Below are 15,191 nucleotides of genomic sequence, written 5' to 3'. Positions count from 1 at the left end.
TCGATCTGCGACATGCATCGTCATGACCGTCGCCGTCCTGGCAGCAATCATGCTGCCGGCGAAAGCCGACGAGATCGGCGTCAGCGAGGATGCGATCCTGTTCGGCCAAGCCGCAGCGCTCGAGGGTCCCTCCTCCACACTCGGACAGCGCATGCGGCAGGGCATTGTCGCAGCCTTCACCGAGATCAACGCCAAAGGCGGCGTCCACGGCCGCAAGCTCCAGCTCATCAGCCGTGACGACGGCTACGACCCCGACCGCTCGCTGGCGCAGACGCTGCGGCTGATCGAGGACGAGAAGGTGTTCGCGCTGATCGGCGCGGTGGGCACGCCGACCGCGGTGGCGACGATACCGATCACCAGCGCCAGGAACGTGCCCTTCATCGGTCCCTTCAGCGGCGCTGAATTCTTGCGCGACTTCGAGCTTGCGAACGTGGTCAACATCCGTGCAAGCTATGGCGCCGAGGCCGAGGCGTGGGTCAAGCATCTCACCGAGGATCGCCATTTCACCCGCATCGCCATTTTCTACCAGGACGACTCGTTCGGGCGCGACGGTCTTTCCGGCGTGAAGCGCGCGCTTGCCAGGCGCGGCCTCGAGCTCGCCGCCGAAGGCACCTTCGAGCGCAACACCCGCGCCGTCGCGTCGGCCTGGCGCACGATCAAGCGCGTCGAACCCGAGGCGATCGTCATGGTCGGGACCTACGGTCCCTGCGCCGAGTTCATCAAGCTCGCGCACCGCAGCGGCGCCAATCCGACCTTCGTCAACATCTCCTTTGTCGGCGCCGTTGCGCTCGCCAAGGAGCTCGGCCCCGAGGGCGAAGGCGTCGTCGTCACGCAGGTCGTGCCGTTTCCCTGGGACCGCTCGCTTAAGCTGGTCGCCGACTACCAGGCGGCGCAGACGGCGTTCGACCCGGCGCTGACACCGAATTTCGTGGCGCTCGAAGGCTATATCGCCGGCCGTCTCGCGGCCGCGGCGCTGGAACAAGCCGGACCGCAACCGACGCGCGCGAGCCTGCTGCGCACCATCAACGATGTCGGCCGCTTCGACATCAGCGGCAGCACCATCACCGTCGGCATGCGCATGCTCGACGCGCCGCCGAAGGTGTTTTTGACGGTGATCCAGAAGGACGGGACGTTCAAAGCTGTGGACCGGCTATAGAGCAGATCACGGCCGCCGCGTCCAGCGGTCGGCGTTGACGGCGCCTTGCGGGATCTCGCCTTTGACGATCGCTTCGACCTGCCGCACGGTTTCCAGCGACTGATATTCGATCGCCTGCGGCGTCAGGCCGCCGACATGGGGCGTGGCGATGACGTTGGGAAGCTTCGCAAGCTCCGGGCTTGGCATCTGGTCGGGCGCGCGGCCCACATCCATCGCGGCACCCGCGATTCGATTTTCAAGCAACGCCTTCGCCAGCGCCGCTTCGTCGACCAGGTTGCCGCGGGAGAGATTGATGAAGACCGCATGCTTCTGCATCCGCGCCAGCGCCGCCTCGCCGATCAGATTTTCGGTCTGCTCGTTGGCGATGGCAAGGCAGACGACATAGTCGGACGCGGCGAGGAGCTCGTCGAGGCTGACCTGCCGGATGGCACCGTCGGTCACGGTCGCAAAGGGATCTGCGACCAGCACTTCCATGCGCATCACCTTGGCGATTTCCCCGAGATAGCGCCCGATGCTGCCATAGCCAATGATGCCGATCTTGCTGCCGGCGAGTTGACGGCCCATCCGCGCTTCCGGCTTGCGGCCGGCGTGATAATCGGCCGTCGCTCGCGATACGCCGCGGGAGAGATCGACCATGAAGCCAACCGCGAGCTCGGCAACGGCTTGCACGAAGCCAGGCCCGGCGCGGGTCACGAGCACGCCGGCGTTCGAGGCCGCCTCGACATCGACGTTGCGGATGTCGACGGCGCAGCGGACGAAGGCGCGCAGGCGCGGCAGTTGCGCAAAGATCTCGCCGCGTCCCTCGGTCATGCGATCGGCCACGATGATGTCGACATCTTGCGCAGCGCGCACGAGGCTGGCTGAGACCAGCGTCTCATCGCTCTCGTGCAGGATCACCTCGGCGGTCGCGCGCAAGCCGTTCAGGCTGCGATCGCCGTAGTAATTGCGGCGCATCTCCGGCGTGTGGGCCAGCAGGACTTTCACGGCGATACTCCCTCAATAGCCGAACGCGCGCGGCAATGCCGTGCTGAGCCATGGCACGAACGCGATCACGAGCAGGCAAAGGAACAACAGGCCGAGATAGCCCATGATCGGCTTCACCGTCTGCTCGATCGGCACATTGCCGATCAGGCAGGCGCCGTAAAGCCCGAGCCCGAGCGGCGGCGCGAACAGGCCGATGCCCATCGCGATCACAAGCACCACCCCGAAATGCAGGGGATCGATGCCGAGCTGCACGGCCACCGGCAGCAGCAGCGGCCCGAAGATGATCAGCGCGGCCGCCCCCTCCAGCACCGAGCCCATCACGATCAGCACGCCGATCGCGAGCAGGATGAACAGCCAGGTGCCGCTGGTCTTGGACAATCCCAGCATGAAATCGCCGACCGCATGCGGCACCTGCTGCAGGGTCAGCGTGAACGCCAGCGATTGCGCTGCGGCAACGATGAACAGCACGAGCCCCGCGCGCGTCGCTCCCTGGACGAAGCTGTGCGCAGCCGATGTGAAGCTGAGTTCGCGGAACACCACGCTGCCGACGACGAGTGCATAAGCCACGGCGAAGGCCGAGATTTCCGTGGCGGTGGCAAAGCCGCTCTTGAAGCCGAAGAAGATCATGAAGATCAGGCCGAACGAGGCGATCGCGCCGCTCCACAGGCCCGACACCGGCATCTGCGGCGCGATGACCTCGGCATCAGCTGGAGACTCAGTTGGAGTCTCAATTGGAGTCTTGCCGAAGATGATGGAGACGGCGATCAAGGCCAGCGCCATCAGCGCCGCGGGCAACAGCCCTGCGACGAACAGACCACCGATCGACAGGTTCGCGACGAAGCCCAGGATGATCAGGTTGATGCAGGGCGGAATAGTCTCCGCCATCACCGCGGAGGCTGCGAGCAGCGCCACGGCGCCGCCCGGATTCTGCTTGGAGCGGCGCGCGGCCGGAATCAGCACGGAGCCGACCGCGGCGACGTCGGCCATCTTCGAGCCGGAAATGCCGGAGAACAGCACCATCGAGGCCACCATCACGACGTTCAAACCGCCGCGCATGCGGCCGACCCCGCGCTGCAACAGCTCGATCAGCCGCACCGACATGCCGTTGGCTTCCATGAGGTAGCCGACGAGAATGAAGAACGGAATCGCGAGCAGCACGAAATTGTCGATGCCGCGCGCCATCTGCTGGGCGAAGATCACGCCGGGCAGCGCGCCCTCGACCCAGATGAAGATCAGCGCGGCCAGCGCCAGTGCAAAGCCGATCGGCAAGCCACCGACCAACGTCGCAAAGAAACCGATCAGCATCAGCGTGCCCGCCGACGGCACCGTGGCGGGCGACAGATAATCCCAGGCGAGATAAAGGCCGGTCACGACCGCAATCGCGACGAGGCCTCTGACGATGTCAGGGAGCGGCCTGGCGCAGAGCTGGTCGATCGCAAACACCGTCATGAACAGCGCGCCGGCGCCCATCGGGTAGAAGGTCAGCTCCAGCGGCAGGCCGGATCCGGTGGTCTGGCCCGCCGTCAGCGAGCCGAGCTTGATGGCGTTGTAGGCGACGTAGCCCGAAATCAGCACCACCAGCAGCGCGCTCGCGGCGTCGACCAGCGCGCGCAGCCGTACCGGAGCCAGATCGCGGAAGAAAGAGACGCCGACATTCTCGCCGCGCGCGAGCGCGCTCGCCGCGCCGAAGAAGGCCGATCCGACCATCAGTCCGCGCGCGACGTCGTCGGACCACTCCACCGGCGCGTTGAAGCAGAAGCGCAGCAGCACGGAACCGCAGACGACGACGAGATCCGTGGCCAGCAGGATGGCCGCGATCGCGTCGCTGAAGCGAAGCAGCAGGGCGATGCTCCCGTGGCGGCCGCCCGAGAGAGGTACGGCAGCTGTCATTGCCACGTCAGGCCTGCGTGGCGCGGATGATGTCGATCACGGCCTTGGATTCCGGCCGCGCCTTCATGAAGTTCTCGATCTGCGGCGCGACGCGCTTTTTGAACGCCTCGCGGTCGCATTCGGCCACCGTCACGCCCTTTTCGGTCAAGGCCGACAGCGCTTCCTTCTCGACGGCGAGCCCGTGGGTCCGCGTGTCGGCCGCAGCCTTCTTCGCGGCATCGAGAAATCCCTCGCGCAGCTTCGGATCCATGCGATTGTAGGTCGTGTCGCTGAAATAGATCGCGAGCGGCGAGAAATTGTGCTGCGTCAATGCATAGAATTTCGCCGTTTCGAAGAACTTGCTGGCCAGGATGGTCGGCGGGTCGTGCTCTAGCCCGTCCAGCACGCCGGCCTGCAATGCCGTGTAGATTTCGCCGAACGCCAGCGGCGTCGCGGCGGCTCCCATCAGGCGCAGGCATTCCGTGATGACGGGATTTGGCAGCGTGCGGATCTTGAGACCGGCGAGATCTTCCGGCGTCTTCACCGGCTTCCTCGCAAGTACGCTGCGTGAACCGAAATTATAGGCCCAGGCGATGATGCGGATGTTGCTGCCCTTGAGCAGCGCGTCCTCGATCGGCTTGGCCGCGCCAGCGTCGAACGCCTTGGTCTGCTGCGGAAAGCTCGAGAACAGAAAGCCGAGGTCGTAGGTGCCGACCAGCGGCACCAGATTCGCCGAGATCGAGGAGCCCGACACCATGAGGTCGATGACGCCGAGCTTCACTGAGTTGATGACGTCGATTTCCTGACCCAATTGGTTGTCGGGAAAGAACGCGACCTCGACCTGCTCACCGAGGCCGTTCGCCTTCAGGTTCTTCACCAGATTGTCGTAGTAGACCCGGCCGTTGGCGAATTTGGGATCGTTCGGCAGCGACGAGGAGCATTTCAGCTTCAGCGTCGCGGCTTCGGCGCGGCCGATGAGTGCGGGGGAAAGCACGAGGCCGGCAGCAAGTCCCGTCGACGACTTGATGAACGCGCGACGGTTCACGGGCACGATGGACATAATGCGGTTTCTCCCCAATTATTGTTTTTCGAGCAACGGTCGTTGCCGCAGCCCGTTGCGCGGACTGTATGGCCAAAGCGACGGCGCAGGCAAGGCTTGCGGCCGGCCGTTGCAAAGCGGCGTGTCGCGAGGATCAACGGCATCAGCGCGCGGCAAAACAGCCATGTTTTTGCGGGATTCTCGATCAGATCGGCATGGGGCCGATGCGCGAGAAGATGCTTTCGCGCAGCGTTGGGCATCGATCCAATTGGCGCATGGATCAATGCGCAATTCACATGGATGGCGCCAGAACGATGCCGCACCAGCTCTGGCAGACCTTCTGCCCCATTTTGCCGCAGCTCAACGTGATCCAGTGCACAGACAGACGCATGGCGGCCACCTAGAAAAGGTGACATCATCGCGCGCATTGCCGATGGAGGTGACACCATGCGCCGTCCAGTCTTTCGCAATTTGTTTCTTGCATCCGCTCTTCTCGCGCTCACGCAATTGACGATGCCGACGGGGGCCGCGGCCGAAGCGCGGCTCGCACTGGTGATCGGCCAATCGGCCTATCGCACCGTGCCGGAACTCCCCAACGCAGCCAACGACGCCAAGGGCATGACGGAGCTGCTCGGCAATGCCGGCTTCACCGTCACCACGGCATCCAATCTGGCGCAAAACGATATGCGTCAGGCGATCTCGGATTTCGCCGGCAAGGTCAGCGCCAGCGGCGCCGACACCGTCGCGCTGGTGTTCTATGCCGGCCACGGCCTCCAGATCGACGGCGAGAACTATCTCGTTCCCGTCGATCTCGACCCCAAGCGCGAAGCCGACATTCCGCTGCAGGGTGTGCGACTGAACGATTTGCTCAACACGCTCGGCGCACTGCCGACGCGGGCGCGCATCTTCATGCTCGATGCCTGCCGCAACAATCCCTTCCCTGCGCTCAGCGGCGCCGGACACGGGCTTGCGATCGTCGACACCAAGGCCGGCGCGCCGGGCTCCTTCATTTCCTATTCGACCTCGCCGGGCTCCGAAGCCGAGGATGGCTCCGGCATCGACAGCCCCTATACCACCGCGGCGCTGACCGTCGCCAAGCAGCCCAATCTGCCGATCGAGGAAGTGTTCAAGCGCATTCGCGTCGCCGTGGCGCAATCGACCGACGGACGCCAGATCCCCTGGGAAAGCTCGTCGCTGACGACTGACTTCAAGTTCTTCGGCGGCGACAGCAGCGGCAGTCAGACTGCGCTTCCTGGCGCATCCTCCATGGCACTTGCGAGCGGCACGCGCAGCCTCGAGGACTGGCGCAAGGATTTGCAGGGCAAGCCGGCCATGGTCGCCTATGAGATAGTGATCACCGACGACACCGTGCCGGCGTATCAGGCCTATATCGAGTTGTACGCTCAGGATACCCGTACGCCGCGGCTGCGCACGATTGTGGAGCGCCGGCGCCAGATGCTGGCGTGGGAGCGCGCCACCGCGATCAACACCCGCGCCTCGTTCGAGGCGTATCTGGCGAACTGGGACAACAGCGATCTGGCCGCGACCGCACGCCGGCTGCTGCTCCGCGTGCAGAACCGCAACTACGTCTTGCCTGCCGCGGTCGCGGCCGCTCCTGCCCCGGTCGCCGTCGCGATGGCCCCGACCTGCCCGTGCTCGACGCCCACACCACCGGCTTCGCCGATCAACCCGACGATCGCGCCTGTGATCAAGAAGCGCGTCGACGACACACCGCCGAAGCGCAAGGTGGTCGACACGCCGCCCAGGCCGCGCCGGCCGCCGCCTGATGAGGTGATCTACGAGCGCGCGCCGCCACCGGATCGCGGCCCGCCGCCAGAAGCCTTAGGTGTCGGAATAGGCATCGGAATTGGCATGGGCATGGGCGGTCGAGGCGGCAACTACGGCGGCCCGGGACACGGCGATGGCTACCGCAGCCGTTACTGAGACCGCTCGCGCGGCAGCCGGACGCGGACACGGGTGCCGCCACCGGGACGATCCTCAATGGCGACCGTGCCGCCGTTGCTTTCGACAACTTGCCTCACGATTGTGAGTCCCAATCCTGCGCCGCCGCTCTCGCGGCTGCGCGAGGTCTCCAGCCGGTAGAATGGATCGAATACGCGGGTGCGTTCGTCAACCGGGATTCCCGGCCCGCGGTCCTCGACCAGGAGTTCGATCACATCGGTCTCGGCGTACAACGAGATGTCCGCGGCGCCACCATAGAGGATCGCGTTGTTGACGAGATTGGCAACGACCCGAGCCATGCCCGCAGCCGAGCCGCGGATGAGGAGAGCCGGATCTTCGCAGGTGAGCGTCAGCGCTGCGCAGGCGCCCTTGCGCGCTTCGTACTCGGTCCGCGCGACGCGGGCAAGATCGACGGTTTCCGCCGACGGGCCTGCGAACGAGGCGCGGACAAAGGCGAGCGCATCATCCATCAGCGATTGCATGTCGTCGAGATCGACGGTTGCCTTGTCCCGCTGCACGCTTTCGGGCAGCAGCTCGAGACGTAGCCGCAGCCGCGTGACATAAGTGCGCAGATCATGGCTGATCGCGCCGAGCACGAGGGTGCGGCTGCGCAGCAGTTCGGCGATGTTCGCCTGCATGGCGTTGACGGCGCGGATCAGCGCCCGGACGTCGGGAGCACCCCGCTCGCTGACCGGCATGGTCTCCATGGCAGCGCCGAAGCGCTCGATGGCGACGGTCAACTCGGACAGCGGCCTGGTCTCGTGGCGGACCGCGAGCAAGGCCGCCAAAGCGACGACGAAGCCGAGAATTCCGGCCAGCAGGCCGACAGGAATGCCGAGCAGGCGAAGGCTGAGCTCACCTGCGGTCTCGATCACCAGATAGCCGCCGCCAGCAAGTTCAATGACAGCTTGCAGGCGCGAGGTGACGAGATCACGCAAGCGGGCCACCTGTTGGCCGTCCCTGACGTTGACGAAGGACAGTGCGACCAGCCGCTCCGCTGGCACACCGCTCAGCGCGCGCAACCGTTGCTCCGCGCTGCCCAGGAAACGGCCATGCAACGGGTTGGGCGGCACGTCCTGACGCACGACCGGCTTAAATCGCGCCGTCGTGGCCGCGCGCAGCACCAGGTCGCGATCGTCGCGCGGGACCCTGTCGATCGCCTCCGCCAAGGCGGCGACCTGCGCGAGCAAAGCGGCAAATCCGGACGGCTCCCGCTGCTCCACCAAATAGATGGCGACCGACAGCAACTGCACGAGAATGATGGCGCCGACGACGATAAGGCCGAGGCGGGCGGCGATGTGAAGCCTGCTCATTCCGCACAGGCTCCGTGCTCAGAGCGGGCGAACGTCAGCACTGAAGAGATAGCCGCCATTGCGCACGGTCCTGATCGAGAACGCAGCCTTGGGATCCGCGGCGACGAGCTTGCGGCGCAGCCGGCTAACCGACACGTCAATGACGCGGTCGAACGGATCCGCGGTCCGGCCGCGTGTCCAGTCGAGCAACTGGTCGCGGGACAGCACCCGCTTGGGCCGTTCGAGGAAACATGCCAGCAGATCAAACTCCGCTGCCGTCAACTCGACGACACGGTTCTGGTCGTTGGTCAGGCTGCGCCCGTCGAGATCGGCCACCAGCCTGCCGAAAGCAATTCGCCGCGGCGGCGGCATCTGCAGCGGGCCGTCCACACGCCGCAAGACGGCCTTGATGCGCGCCAGCAATTCCCGAGGATTGAAAGGCTTCGGCAGATAATCGTCGGCGCCGAGCTCCAGGCCGATGATGCGGTCGACATCGTCGGCCTTGGCCGTCAGCATCAGGATCGGCGTGCGGCTCTTGCTGCGCAGGCGCTGGCAGATCGACAGTCCGTCCTCGCCCGGCAGCATGATGTCAAGCACGATGAGATCCGGGCATGCCTGCATCAGCGCCCGGTCCATCGCCGCGCCGTTCTCGACGCAAACCGGCGCATAGCCCTCCCGCGTCAGCAGGTCCGCCAAGAGCGCGCGGATCTCGCGGTCGTCCTCCACGATCATGATCGTCCGAGTGTCCATCGCGGCCTCTATCGAGCAGCCCGCTGGCAGGAATGTGGCGACCCCGTCACTCGTTACAAAACGTTACACTTCCGGCCTCGCCGGCAATATCACGGCAAAAGATCGAGGCGAGATTGGCCCCATGCGGCGACCGGTCTCGTTCCGGCGCGTCCTCACAAACAGGAGTATCCGATGAAACCCATTCTGGCTTCGCTATCACTCGCAACGGTGCTGGCCCTCACGGGAGCCTCCGGTGCAAACGCCTGGGTTCGCAGCGGCGGCGTCACGACTTGGCGAGGTACCTACTACGGCAGCGCCAGCGGCGGATGCGCCGGCGGAACCTGCTCGCGTTCGGCTTCGGTGACGGGACCTTATGGCGGCACGATCGCACGCAGCGGCAGCATCACGCGCGTCGCTCCGCATGCATTCGACTACACGCGCACCACGACGGGTCCGAACGGCAACAGCGTGACGCGCAGCGGCACGGTCGGGACTCATCCCTATTACGGATACCGGTACTGACCCTCGCGCCGCACGACCGTGAATTCCGGCCGGGGTCAGAACACTGGCCGCGGACTGCCTTCCTCCAACTTGCAAGCATGGATATCTCGAATGCGACGATTGACGATCTTGGCGTCGGCCGCGGCAGCCGCACTGGCCGCAGGTTCGACCGCGCTAGCCTTCACCCCCAGCCCTCACCCCGGCATGTCCGACGGCCTCACCGAAGTCAGCGGCGGCTGCGGACCCGGCTGGCACCTGACGGCCAACGGCCTGTGCCGGCGGACCATCGTGCCCTACGCCCATCCACCCTATGCCTATGCGGCGCCTCCCTATCCTGGGGCCTGTTGGTGGACCAGCACGCCATTCGGCGTGCGGAGGGTCTGCGCATGGTGAGACCTGTACAGCTACGGGAGCTGCGACGCGCGATCGCGGCCATCATCGCCGCGTTGGTCGCGATATCGTCCGCGGGCGCCGCGTCCGCCCAGCAACCGCGACAGGAGATACGCCAAGCGTGCACCGCGGACATGCGCGCGCTGTGCTCCGGCATCATGCCGGGAGGCGGCCGCGTCAAGCAGTGCATGATCGAGCATTTCAACCAGCTGTCGGATGGCTGCAAGAGCGCGCTGAAGCAGGCGCAGGCGTCGAAGCCATAGGGCGTGCCTCGCGGGAGTGCGCGTGGGGCTCGCAGACGCGATAAGTGCCGCGAGCCCTGCGGTGTCGCACGATATACAGGCGAGGCCGGCAACCCCATGTTTGCCGACGACCGGCAGCTGTGGTCTGGTCGACCAACGGAACACTTCGGGGATTCGCTGCTGATGGCGCAGGACGCTCACACCGCAACATCATGGCCGCTGTTTCGCTCACTCGCGTCCTATTCGCTGCCGGGCGATTTGATGGCCGGCCTGACGCTCGCGGCAATCGCGATCCCAGAGCAGATGGCCACGGCGCGGCTCGGCGGCTTCGCGCCGCAGATCGGCTTCTTCGCCTTCATGGCGGGATCGCTCGGCTTTGCGATGCTCGGCGGAAACCGCTTCCTGTCCTGCGGCGCCGATTCCACGATCACGCCGATCTTCGCCGGCGGGCTGGCGGCGCTGGCCGCCGCCGGCTCGCCTGAGTATCAGGGCCTCGCGATCGCGCTGGCACTGATGGTCGGCGCAATGATGCTGGCCGGCGGCGCCTTCCGCCTCGGCGGCATCGCCAATCTCTTGTCCGTGCCCGTCATGGTCGGTTTCCTCGCCGGCATCTCCGTCCACATCATCGTGTCGCAATTACCGGGCGTGCTGGGCCTGGACTCGCCGAACGGGCCGACGCTCGATCGCATCGGTGTGCTCGCAAGCGAGCTCGGCCGCACCAATCCCTTCACGCTATGCATCGGCTTCGGTGTGCTGGCCGTGGTCTTCGTCGCCGAGAAGATCAGCGCAAAAATTCCGGGCGCGCTGATCGGGCTCGTCGCCGCGACCCTGGCCACGATCGCGCTCGGCCTCGAGAGCAAGGGCGTCAATGTCGTAGGCCTCGTGCCGGGGACGCTGCCGCGGCCGACCTTCCCCGAGCTTGCACCGGAGCAATGGGTCCGCCTCGTGCCGCTCGCCTTTGTCATCACGGTCGTGGTGATGGTGCAGACCGCGGCGACGACGCGCTCATTCCCGTCCGATCCCGACAAGCCGGCCGATGTCGATCGCGATTTTCTCGGCGCGGGCGTAGGCTGCGTACTGTCGGGCCTGTTCGGCGCGTTTCCGGTCAACGCCAGCCCGCCGCGGACGGGCATTGTCGCCGAGACCGGCGGACAATCGCAGCTCGCGGGTCTCGCCGCCGCTGCGATCGTGCTGGCGCTGCTCGCGTTTGGAACGGGATTGCTGCAGCACGTTCCAGACGCAGCCCTCGGCGGCATCCTGCTGTTCGTCGCGCTGCGCATCATCCGCGTGAAGCAGATCGTCACGATCTATCGCCAATCCCCCAGCGAATTCCTGCTGATCGCCGCCACCGCCGCGCTGATCATCGTGCTGCCGATCCAGCAAGGCGCGTTCCTCGGCATCGTGCTGTCGCTGCTGCACGGCATCTGGAGCACGACGCGCGCGCGGCTGGTCGAGTTCGAGCGCGTGCCGGGCACCACGATCTGGTGGCCGGCACATCCGCACATCGCCGGCGAGCGCATCGCCGGCGTCGCCGTGCTCGGGCTGCAGGCGCCGCTGTCCTTCCTCAACGCGCCCGGCTTTCGCAGCGACGTGATCAAGGTGCTCGGCACGATGCCGCCACAGCTGCTGGTGCTGGAGGCGAGCGGCATGGTCGAGATCGACTTCACCGCCGCGCAGATCCTGCTGGACGTGTTCAGGGCGTGCAGCGAACAGGGCGTCACCGTCGCGCTGGCCCGGCTGGAATCAGTGCGCGCGCAGGACGCGTTCGAGCGGTTTAGATTGTTCGACGCCCTGCCGAGAGAGCGTGTCTTCCACAGCGTCGACGAGGCCGTGCGGAAGTTGGCGCGATAACTGGGCTCACTGCGCCAATGGCGGGTGATCGCGCTGGATCGTTTCGCGGATCCAGCTGGCATGGATCGCGCGAAACAGGATTTGCGCCGTCTTGAGGTCGTTCGCCTTCATGCAGAGATCGACGATGCGACGGACTGCGTCGTCGCGCATCAGTCCATCCGAGATCTTCATCGCGATTTCCATCGCGACTTTCGCCGCGCGCTCGTAGCGCTCGCTGTCGCGCTTGTCGCTGCGCGCGCTACCTGCCGCGCTCGCCGCAGCGGCGTCACAGATCGCACGGATGCGCTCGGCGGCCTCGATGTCGCCGAGCGGCCGTTCGATCGCTTCGTCCCAGACGTCCTGACGCGTCTTGCGCGCGAACCACTGCATTGCCTGCTCCGTGGTGAGGGAGCGAGCATAAACGGCGGCCACGCCGCGCGCTACGCCTCCGGTACGATCTTCCCGGGATTGAAGATGTTCTGCGGATCGAGCGCCTTTTTCAGCGCCCGCATCGCGTCGATCGCCTCGGGGCCGAGCTCCGCCTTGAGGTATTTCTGCTTGCCCTGACCGATGCCGTGCTCGCCGGTGCAGGTGCCGTCCATCGCCTGCGCGCGCTCGACCAGCCGATGCATGAACTCCTCGCCGCGCGCCATCTCGTCGGCATCGTTGGTGTCGCAGACCAGCGAGCAGTGGAAATTGCCGTCGCCGACATGGCCGACGATCGGCGACAACAGGTTGAGGCGCTTGAGATCTTCCTCGGTCTCGCCGACGCATTCGGCAAGCCGCGAGATCGGCACGCAGACGTCGGTCGCGACCACCCCGATGCTGTCGCCGGGCCGCAGCGCTTTCACCGACCAATAGGCGTCGTGCCGCGCCTGCCACAGCTTTGTGCGATCCTCCGGCTTGGTGGTCCAGGAGAAGTCGCCGCCGCCGCAATCCCTGGCGATCTCGCCGAAGGCCTTGGACTGTTCGGCGACCTCGATCTCGCTGCCGTGGAATTCCATCAGCAGCAGCGGCGTTTCGGGCAGGGTCAACTTCGAATAGGCGTTGCAGGCCCGCACCTGCGCGGCGTTGAGCAGCTCGATGCGCGCCACGGGAATGCCGGTCTGGATCGCCAGGATCACGGCCTGACACGCCCCGTGCACGGTCTCGAACGACACCGCTCCGGCCGCGATCGTATCGGGGATGCCGCGCAGGCGGATGGTCAGCTCCGAGATGATGCCGAGCGTGCCCTCGGCGCCGACGAACAGATGCGTCAGGTCGTAGCCGGCGGATGATTTCTTCGCACGCGTGCCGGTCGTGATGATCTCGCCGTCGCCGCGGACCACTTTCAGCGCCAGCACACTGTCGCGCATGGTGCCGTAGCGCACCGCATTGGTGCCGGAAGCGCGGGTCGAGGCCATGCCACCGAGGGAAGCGTCCGCGCCGGGGTCGATCGGGAAGAACAGGCCCTGGTCGCGCAGATGCTCGTTGAGCGCCTTGCGGGTCACCCCGGGCTGGATCACGCAGTCGAGGTCCTCGGCATGCACCGCGAGCACCTTGTTCATGTCGCGCAGGTCGATGCAAATTCCGCCGGCGGGTGCGTTGACCTGGCCCTCGAGCGAGGTGCCGGTGCCGAAGGCGATGACAGGCACGCCGTTTTTCGCGCAGATCCGCACCACGTCCTGGATGTCGGCAGTCTCCTGCGCCATCACCACGCCGTCCGGCGGCTGGTTCACGATCCATGTGGTGGTATGGCCGTGCTGCTCGCGGACGGCTTGCGAGGTGATGAGGCGGTTGCCGAACCGCGCGGCAAGTTGCTCCAGCGCGCTCGCGAGGGCTTTCGGCGCCGGCCGCGGCGGATTATTGGTGATGGTCGTACCCACGGACGTTCCTCCCGACGAGACGAACCGTGGCAAAGGACATCTCACCGGTCAAGTCAAGCGACCGGACGCATAGCTGGGGAAGGACACATGCCGGAGACTGCTGCCACAACGATCGAGGGCGTGCCGTTCCGCTCGTCAATCATGCAGATCGAGCCGCAATGGATCGACTACAACGGCCACCTCAACATGGCCTATTACAACGTGATGTTCGACCGCGCGATCGACCAGATGTGGCTGACGCTCGGGATCGGACCGGGCTACATGAAGGAGCGCGGCGGCTCGACCTTCACCGCCGAATGCCACGTGCGGTATTTGCGCGAAATCCACCTCGACGATCTCGTGCAGGTCTCGGTCTGGCTGCTGGAAGCCGACGACAAGCGGCTGCACACCTTCCAGGAGCTGCGGCACGCGACCGAAGGATGGCTGTCCGCCACATCGGAAAACATGTCGCTTCACATCGACATGGGCTCACGAAAGGTGGCGGCTTTTCCCCCAGACATCCGTGAGCGCATCGCAGCGGTGGTCAAGGCCCACAGCGCCGTCCCGCGGCCCGAGGGCATCGGCCGGAACGTGGCGATGCCCTCGAAGCGGTAAGCGCGCTAAACCCTGTTACGACCCCGTGCCAGTCCGACAACGGCCGAGACCAGGAACAACACGACTGCGATGAAGAAGATGATCTTGGCGATTTCGATCGACGCGCCGGCGAGGCCGCCAAAGCCCAGGATACCGGCGATCAGGGCGATAACCAGAAACGTAACTACCCAGCTAAACATGATCCGAACCTCTGTTTCGATGTCTGTCTGCGATCGGCGCGGCTGACGCGCCTCACTTGCAGAACCAATCGCCAACTCGGAACAATGGTTCCGGGCCGCTGAAGCCGGAAATTCGCCTGACCGACAGGAACAAATTGGCTTTCGGCGCACGTGGAAAACCCCTGTCCGCGGCCCCATATAGGGACCAATCCCTGTTAAGAAGGCTCCCCTTTCACCACCCCGCGGTGCCAACGTGGGGCAAATGATTCGCATGACCGAGCCGAGCAAGATCACGTCCCAGAGCGTCCCCGACCACCAGCCCGCAGCCGGCGGCATCGCCGCGCGTGCGCGCGCCTCGGTAGGCCCGCAATACCTGTCCGGGCTCAATCCGGAGCAGCGCGAGGCTGTGGAGACGCTGGACGGGCCGGTTCTGGTGCTGGCCGGCGCCGGCACCGGCAAGACCCGCGTGCTGACCACGCGCATCGCCCACATCCTGAGCCAGGGCCGCGCCCGCCCATCCGAAATCCTGTCGGTGACCTTCACCAACAAGGCCGCGCGCGAAATGAAACATCGGCTCGGT

General features: G+C 65.8%; 17 protein-coding genes. 9 read left to right on the top strand and 8 right to left on the bottom strand.

The features are described 5' to 3' along the window. Nucleotides 1–22: 22 nt before the first annotated feature. A complete protein-coding gene (locus IVB32_RS24585) occupies nucleotides 23–1,156 on the top strand; it encodes an ABC transporter substrate-binding protein (RefSeq protein WP_018454300.1) in 1,134 nt (377 codons plus the stop codon). 6 nt (nucleotides 1,157–1,162) lie between these two features. Here the strand turns inward: IVB32_RS24585 and IVB32_RS24580 are convergent, their stop codons facing one another. Genes IVB32_RS24580 through IVB32_RS24570 form a run of 3 tightly spaced genes read right to left on the bottom strand, consistent with a single transcriptional unit; the run spans nucleotide 1,163 to nucleotide 5,069 of the window. Further along, nucleotides 1,163–2,140, bottom strand: a complete 978-nt coding sequence (locus IVB32_RS24580) for a hydroxyacid dehydrogenase (protein WP_018454299.1) — start codon at nucleotides 2,138–2,140, stop codon at nucleotides 1,163–1,165. Nucleotides 2,141–2,152: 12 nt separating this feature from the next. Beyond that, nucleotides 2,153–4,030, bottom strand: a complete 1,878-nt coding sequence (locus IVB32_RS24575; protein ID WP_018454298.1) for a TRAP transporter large permease subunit — start codon at nucleotides 4,028–4,030, stop codon at nucleotides 2,153–2,155. 7 nt (nucleotides 4,031–4,037) lie between these two features. Then, the gene (locus IVB32_RS24570) at nucleotides 4,038–5,069 is read right to left on the bottom strand and encodes a TRAP transporter substrate-binding protein (RefSeq protein WP_085350285.1); all 1,032 of its coding nucleotides are present in this window, start codon (nucleotides 5,067–5,069) and stop codon (nucleotides 4,038–4,040) included. Between the two features lie 68 nt (nucleotides 5,070–5,137). On the opposite strand from IVB32_RS24570, the gene IVB32_RS24565 reads away from it, so the two are divergent. After that, the gene (locus IVB32_RS24565; RefSeq protein ID WP_026232707.1) at nucleotides 5,138–5,452 is read left to right on the top strand and encodes a hypothetical protein; all 315 of its coding nucleotides are present in this window, start codon (nucleotides 5,138–5,140) and stop codon (nucleotides 5,450–5,452) included. A 43-nt stretch (nucleotides 5,453–5,495) separates the two neighbouring features. Continuing rightward, on the top strand, nucleotides 5,496–6,992 hold the full coding sequence (locus tag IVB32_RS24560; protein ID WP_018454295.1) for a caspase family protein: 1,497 nt from the start codon (nucleotides 5,496–5,498) through the stop codon (nucleotides 6,990–6,992). Here IVB32_RS24560 and IVB32_RS24555 read toward each other — a convergent pair. Then, nucleotides 6,986–8,323 (bottom strand): ATP-binding protein, encoded by a 1,338-nt coding sequence (locus tag IVB32_RS24555; RefSeq protein ID WP_247370225.1) that lies wholly within the window; start codon nucleotides 8,321–8,323, stop codon nucleotides 6,986–6,988. The genes IVB32_RS24560 and IVB32_RS24555 overlap by 7 nt on opposite strands. Before the next feature lie 18 nt (nucleotides 8,324–8,341). Next, nucleotides 8,342–9,052 carry a response regulator gene (locus tag IVB32_RS24550; protein ID WP_018454293.1) on the bottom strand — a complete coding sequence of 237 codons (711 nt, stop codon included), beginning with the start codon at nucleotides 9,050–9,052 and terminating at the stop codon, nucleotides 8,342–8,344. Nucleotides 9,053–9,223: 171 nt separating this feature from the next. Between IVB32_RS24550 and IVB32_RS24545 the strand changes: the two genes are divergently transcribed. From IVB32_RS24545 to IVB32_RS24530, 4 genes are all read left to right on the top strand, one after another. Next, nucleotides 9,224–9,553, top strand: a complete 330-nt coding sequence (locus tag IVB32_RS24545; RefSeq protein WP_018454292.1) for a hypothetical protein — start codon at nucleotides 9,224–9,226, stop codon at nucleotides 9,551–9,553. 90 nt (nucleotides 9,554–9,643) lie between these two features. Continuing rightward, on the top strand, nucleotides 9,644–9,925 hold the full coding sequence (locus IVB32_RS24540) for a hypothetical protein (protein ID WP_143273231.1): 282 nt from the start codon (nucleotides 9,644–9,646) through the stop codon (nucleotides 9,923–9,925). After that, entirely contained in the window at nucleotides 9,919–10,185 is a 267-nt protein-coding gene (locus IVB32_RS24535) for a hypothetical protein (protein ID WP_018454291.1), read from the top strand. The genes IVB32_RS24540 and IVB32_RS24535 overlap by 7 nt, the downstream gene beginning before the upstream one ends. 162 nt (nucleotides 10,186–10,347) lie before the next feature. Continuing rightward, nucleotides 10,348–12,015 carry a SulP family inorganic anion transporter gene (locus tag IVB32_RS24530; protein WP_018454290.1) on the top strand — a complete coding sequence of 556 codons (1,668 nt, stop codon included), beginning with the start codon at nucleotides 10,348–10,350 and terminating at the stop codon, nucleotides 12,013–12,015. A gap of 6 nt (nucleotides 12,016–12,021) precedes the next feature. Here the strand turns inward: IVB32_RS24530 and IVB32_RS24525 are convergent, their stop codons facing one another. Continuing rightward, the gene (locus IVB32_RS24525) at nucleotides 12,022–12,384 is read right to left on the bottom strand and encodes a hypothetical protein (protein WP_026232706.1); all 363 of its coding nucleotides are present in this window, start codon (nucleotides 12,382–12,384) and stop codon (nucleotides 12,022–12,024) included. A gap of 50 nt (nucleotides 12,385–12,434) precedes the next feature. Further along, nucleotides 12,435–13,859: an FAD-linked oxidase C-terminal domain-containing protein gene (locus tag IVB32_RS24520; protein WP_085350292.1), complete on the bottom strand. Its 1,425-nt coding sequence runs from the start codon at nucleotides 13,857–13,859 to the stop codon at nucleotides 12,435–12,437. An 87-nt stretch (nucleotides 13,860–13,946) separates the two neighbouring features. On the opposite strand from IVB32_RS24520, the gene IVB32_RS24515 reads away from it, so the two are divergent. Further along, entirely contained in the window at nucleotides 13,947–14,453 is a 507-nt protein-coding gene (locus tag IVB32_RS24515; RefSeq protein ID WP_085385101.1) for a thioesterase family protein, read from the top strand. A gap of 5 nt (nucleotides 14,454–14,458) precedes the next feature. Here IVB32_RS24515 and IVB32_RS24510 read toward each other — a convergent pair whose 3' ends face one another. Next, nucleotides 14,459–14,632 (bottom strand): DUF1328 domain-containing protein, encoded by a 174-nt coding sequence (locus tag IVB32_RS24510; protein ID WP_247370222.1) that lies wholly within the window; start codon nucleotides 14,630–14,632, stop codon nucleotides 14,459–14,461. 241 nt (nucleotides 14,633–14,873) lie between these two features. Between IVB32_RS24510 and IVB32_RS24505 the strand changes: the two genes are divergently transcribed. After that, a partial coding sequence (locus IVB32_RS24505) for a UvrD-helicase domain-containing protein (protein ID WP_247411709.1) occupies nucleotides 14,874–15,191 on the top strand: 318 nt, incomplete at its 3' end.

Source organism: Bradyrhizobium sp. 23 (assembly GCF_023073295.1).
In the GTDB taxonomy this organism is placed as follows: domain Bacteria; phylum Pseudomonadota; class Alphaproteobacteria; order Rhizobiales; family Xanthobacteraceae; genus Bradyrhizobium; species Bradyrhizobium canariense_D.
Note: the sequence above shows the minus strand (reverse complement) of the source record. Positions and strands in the feature narration are given on the sequence as shown.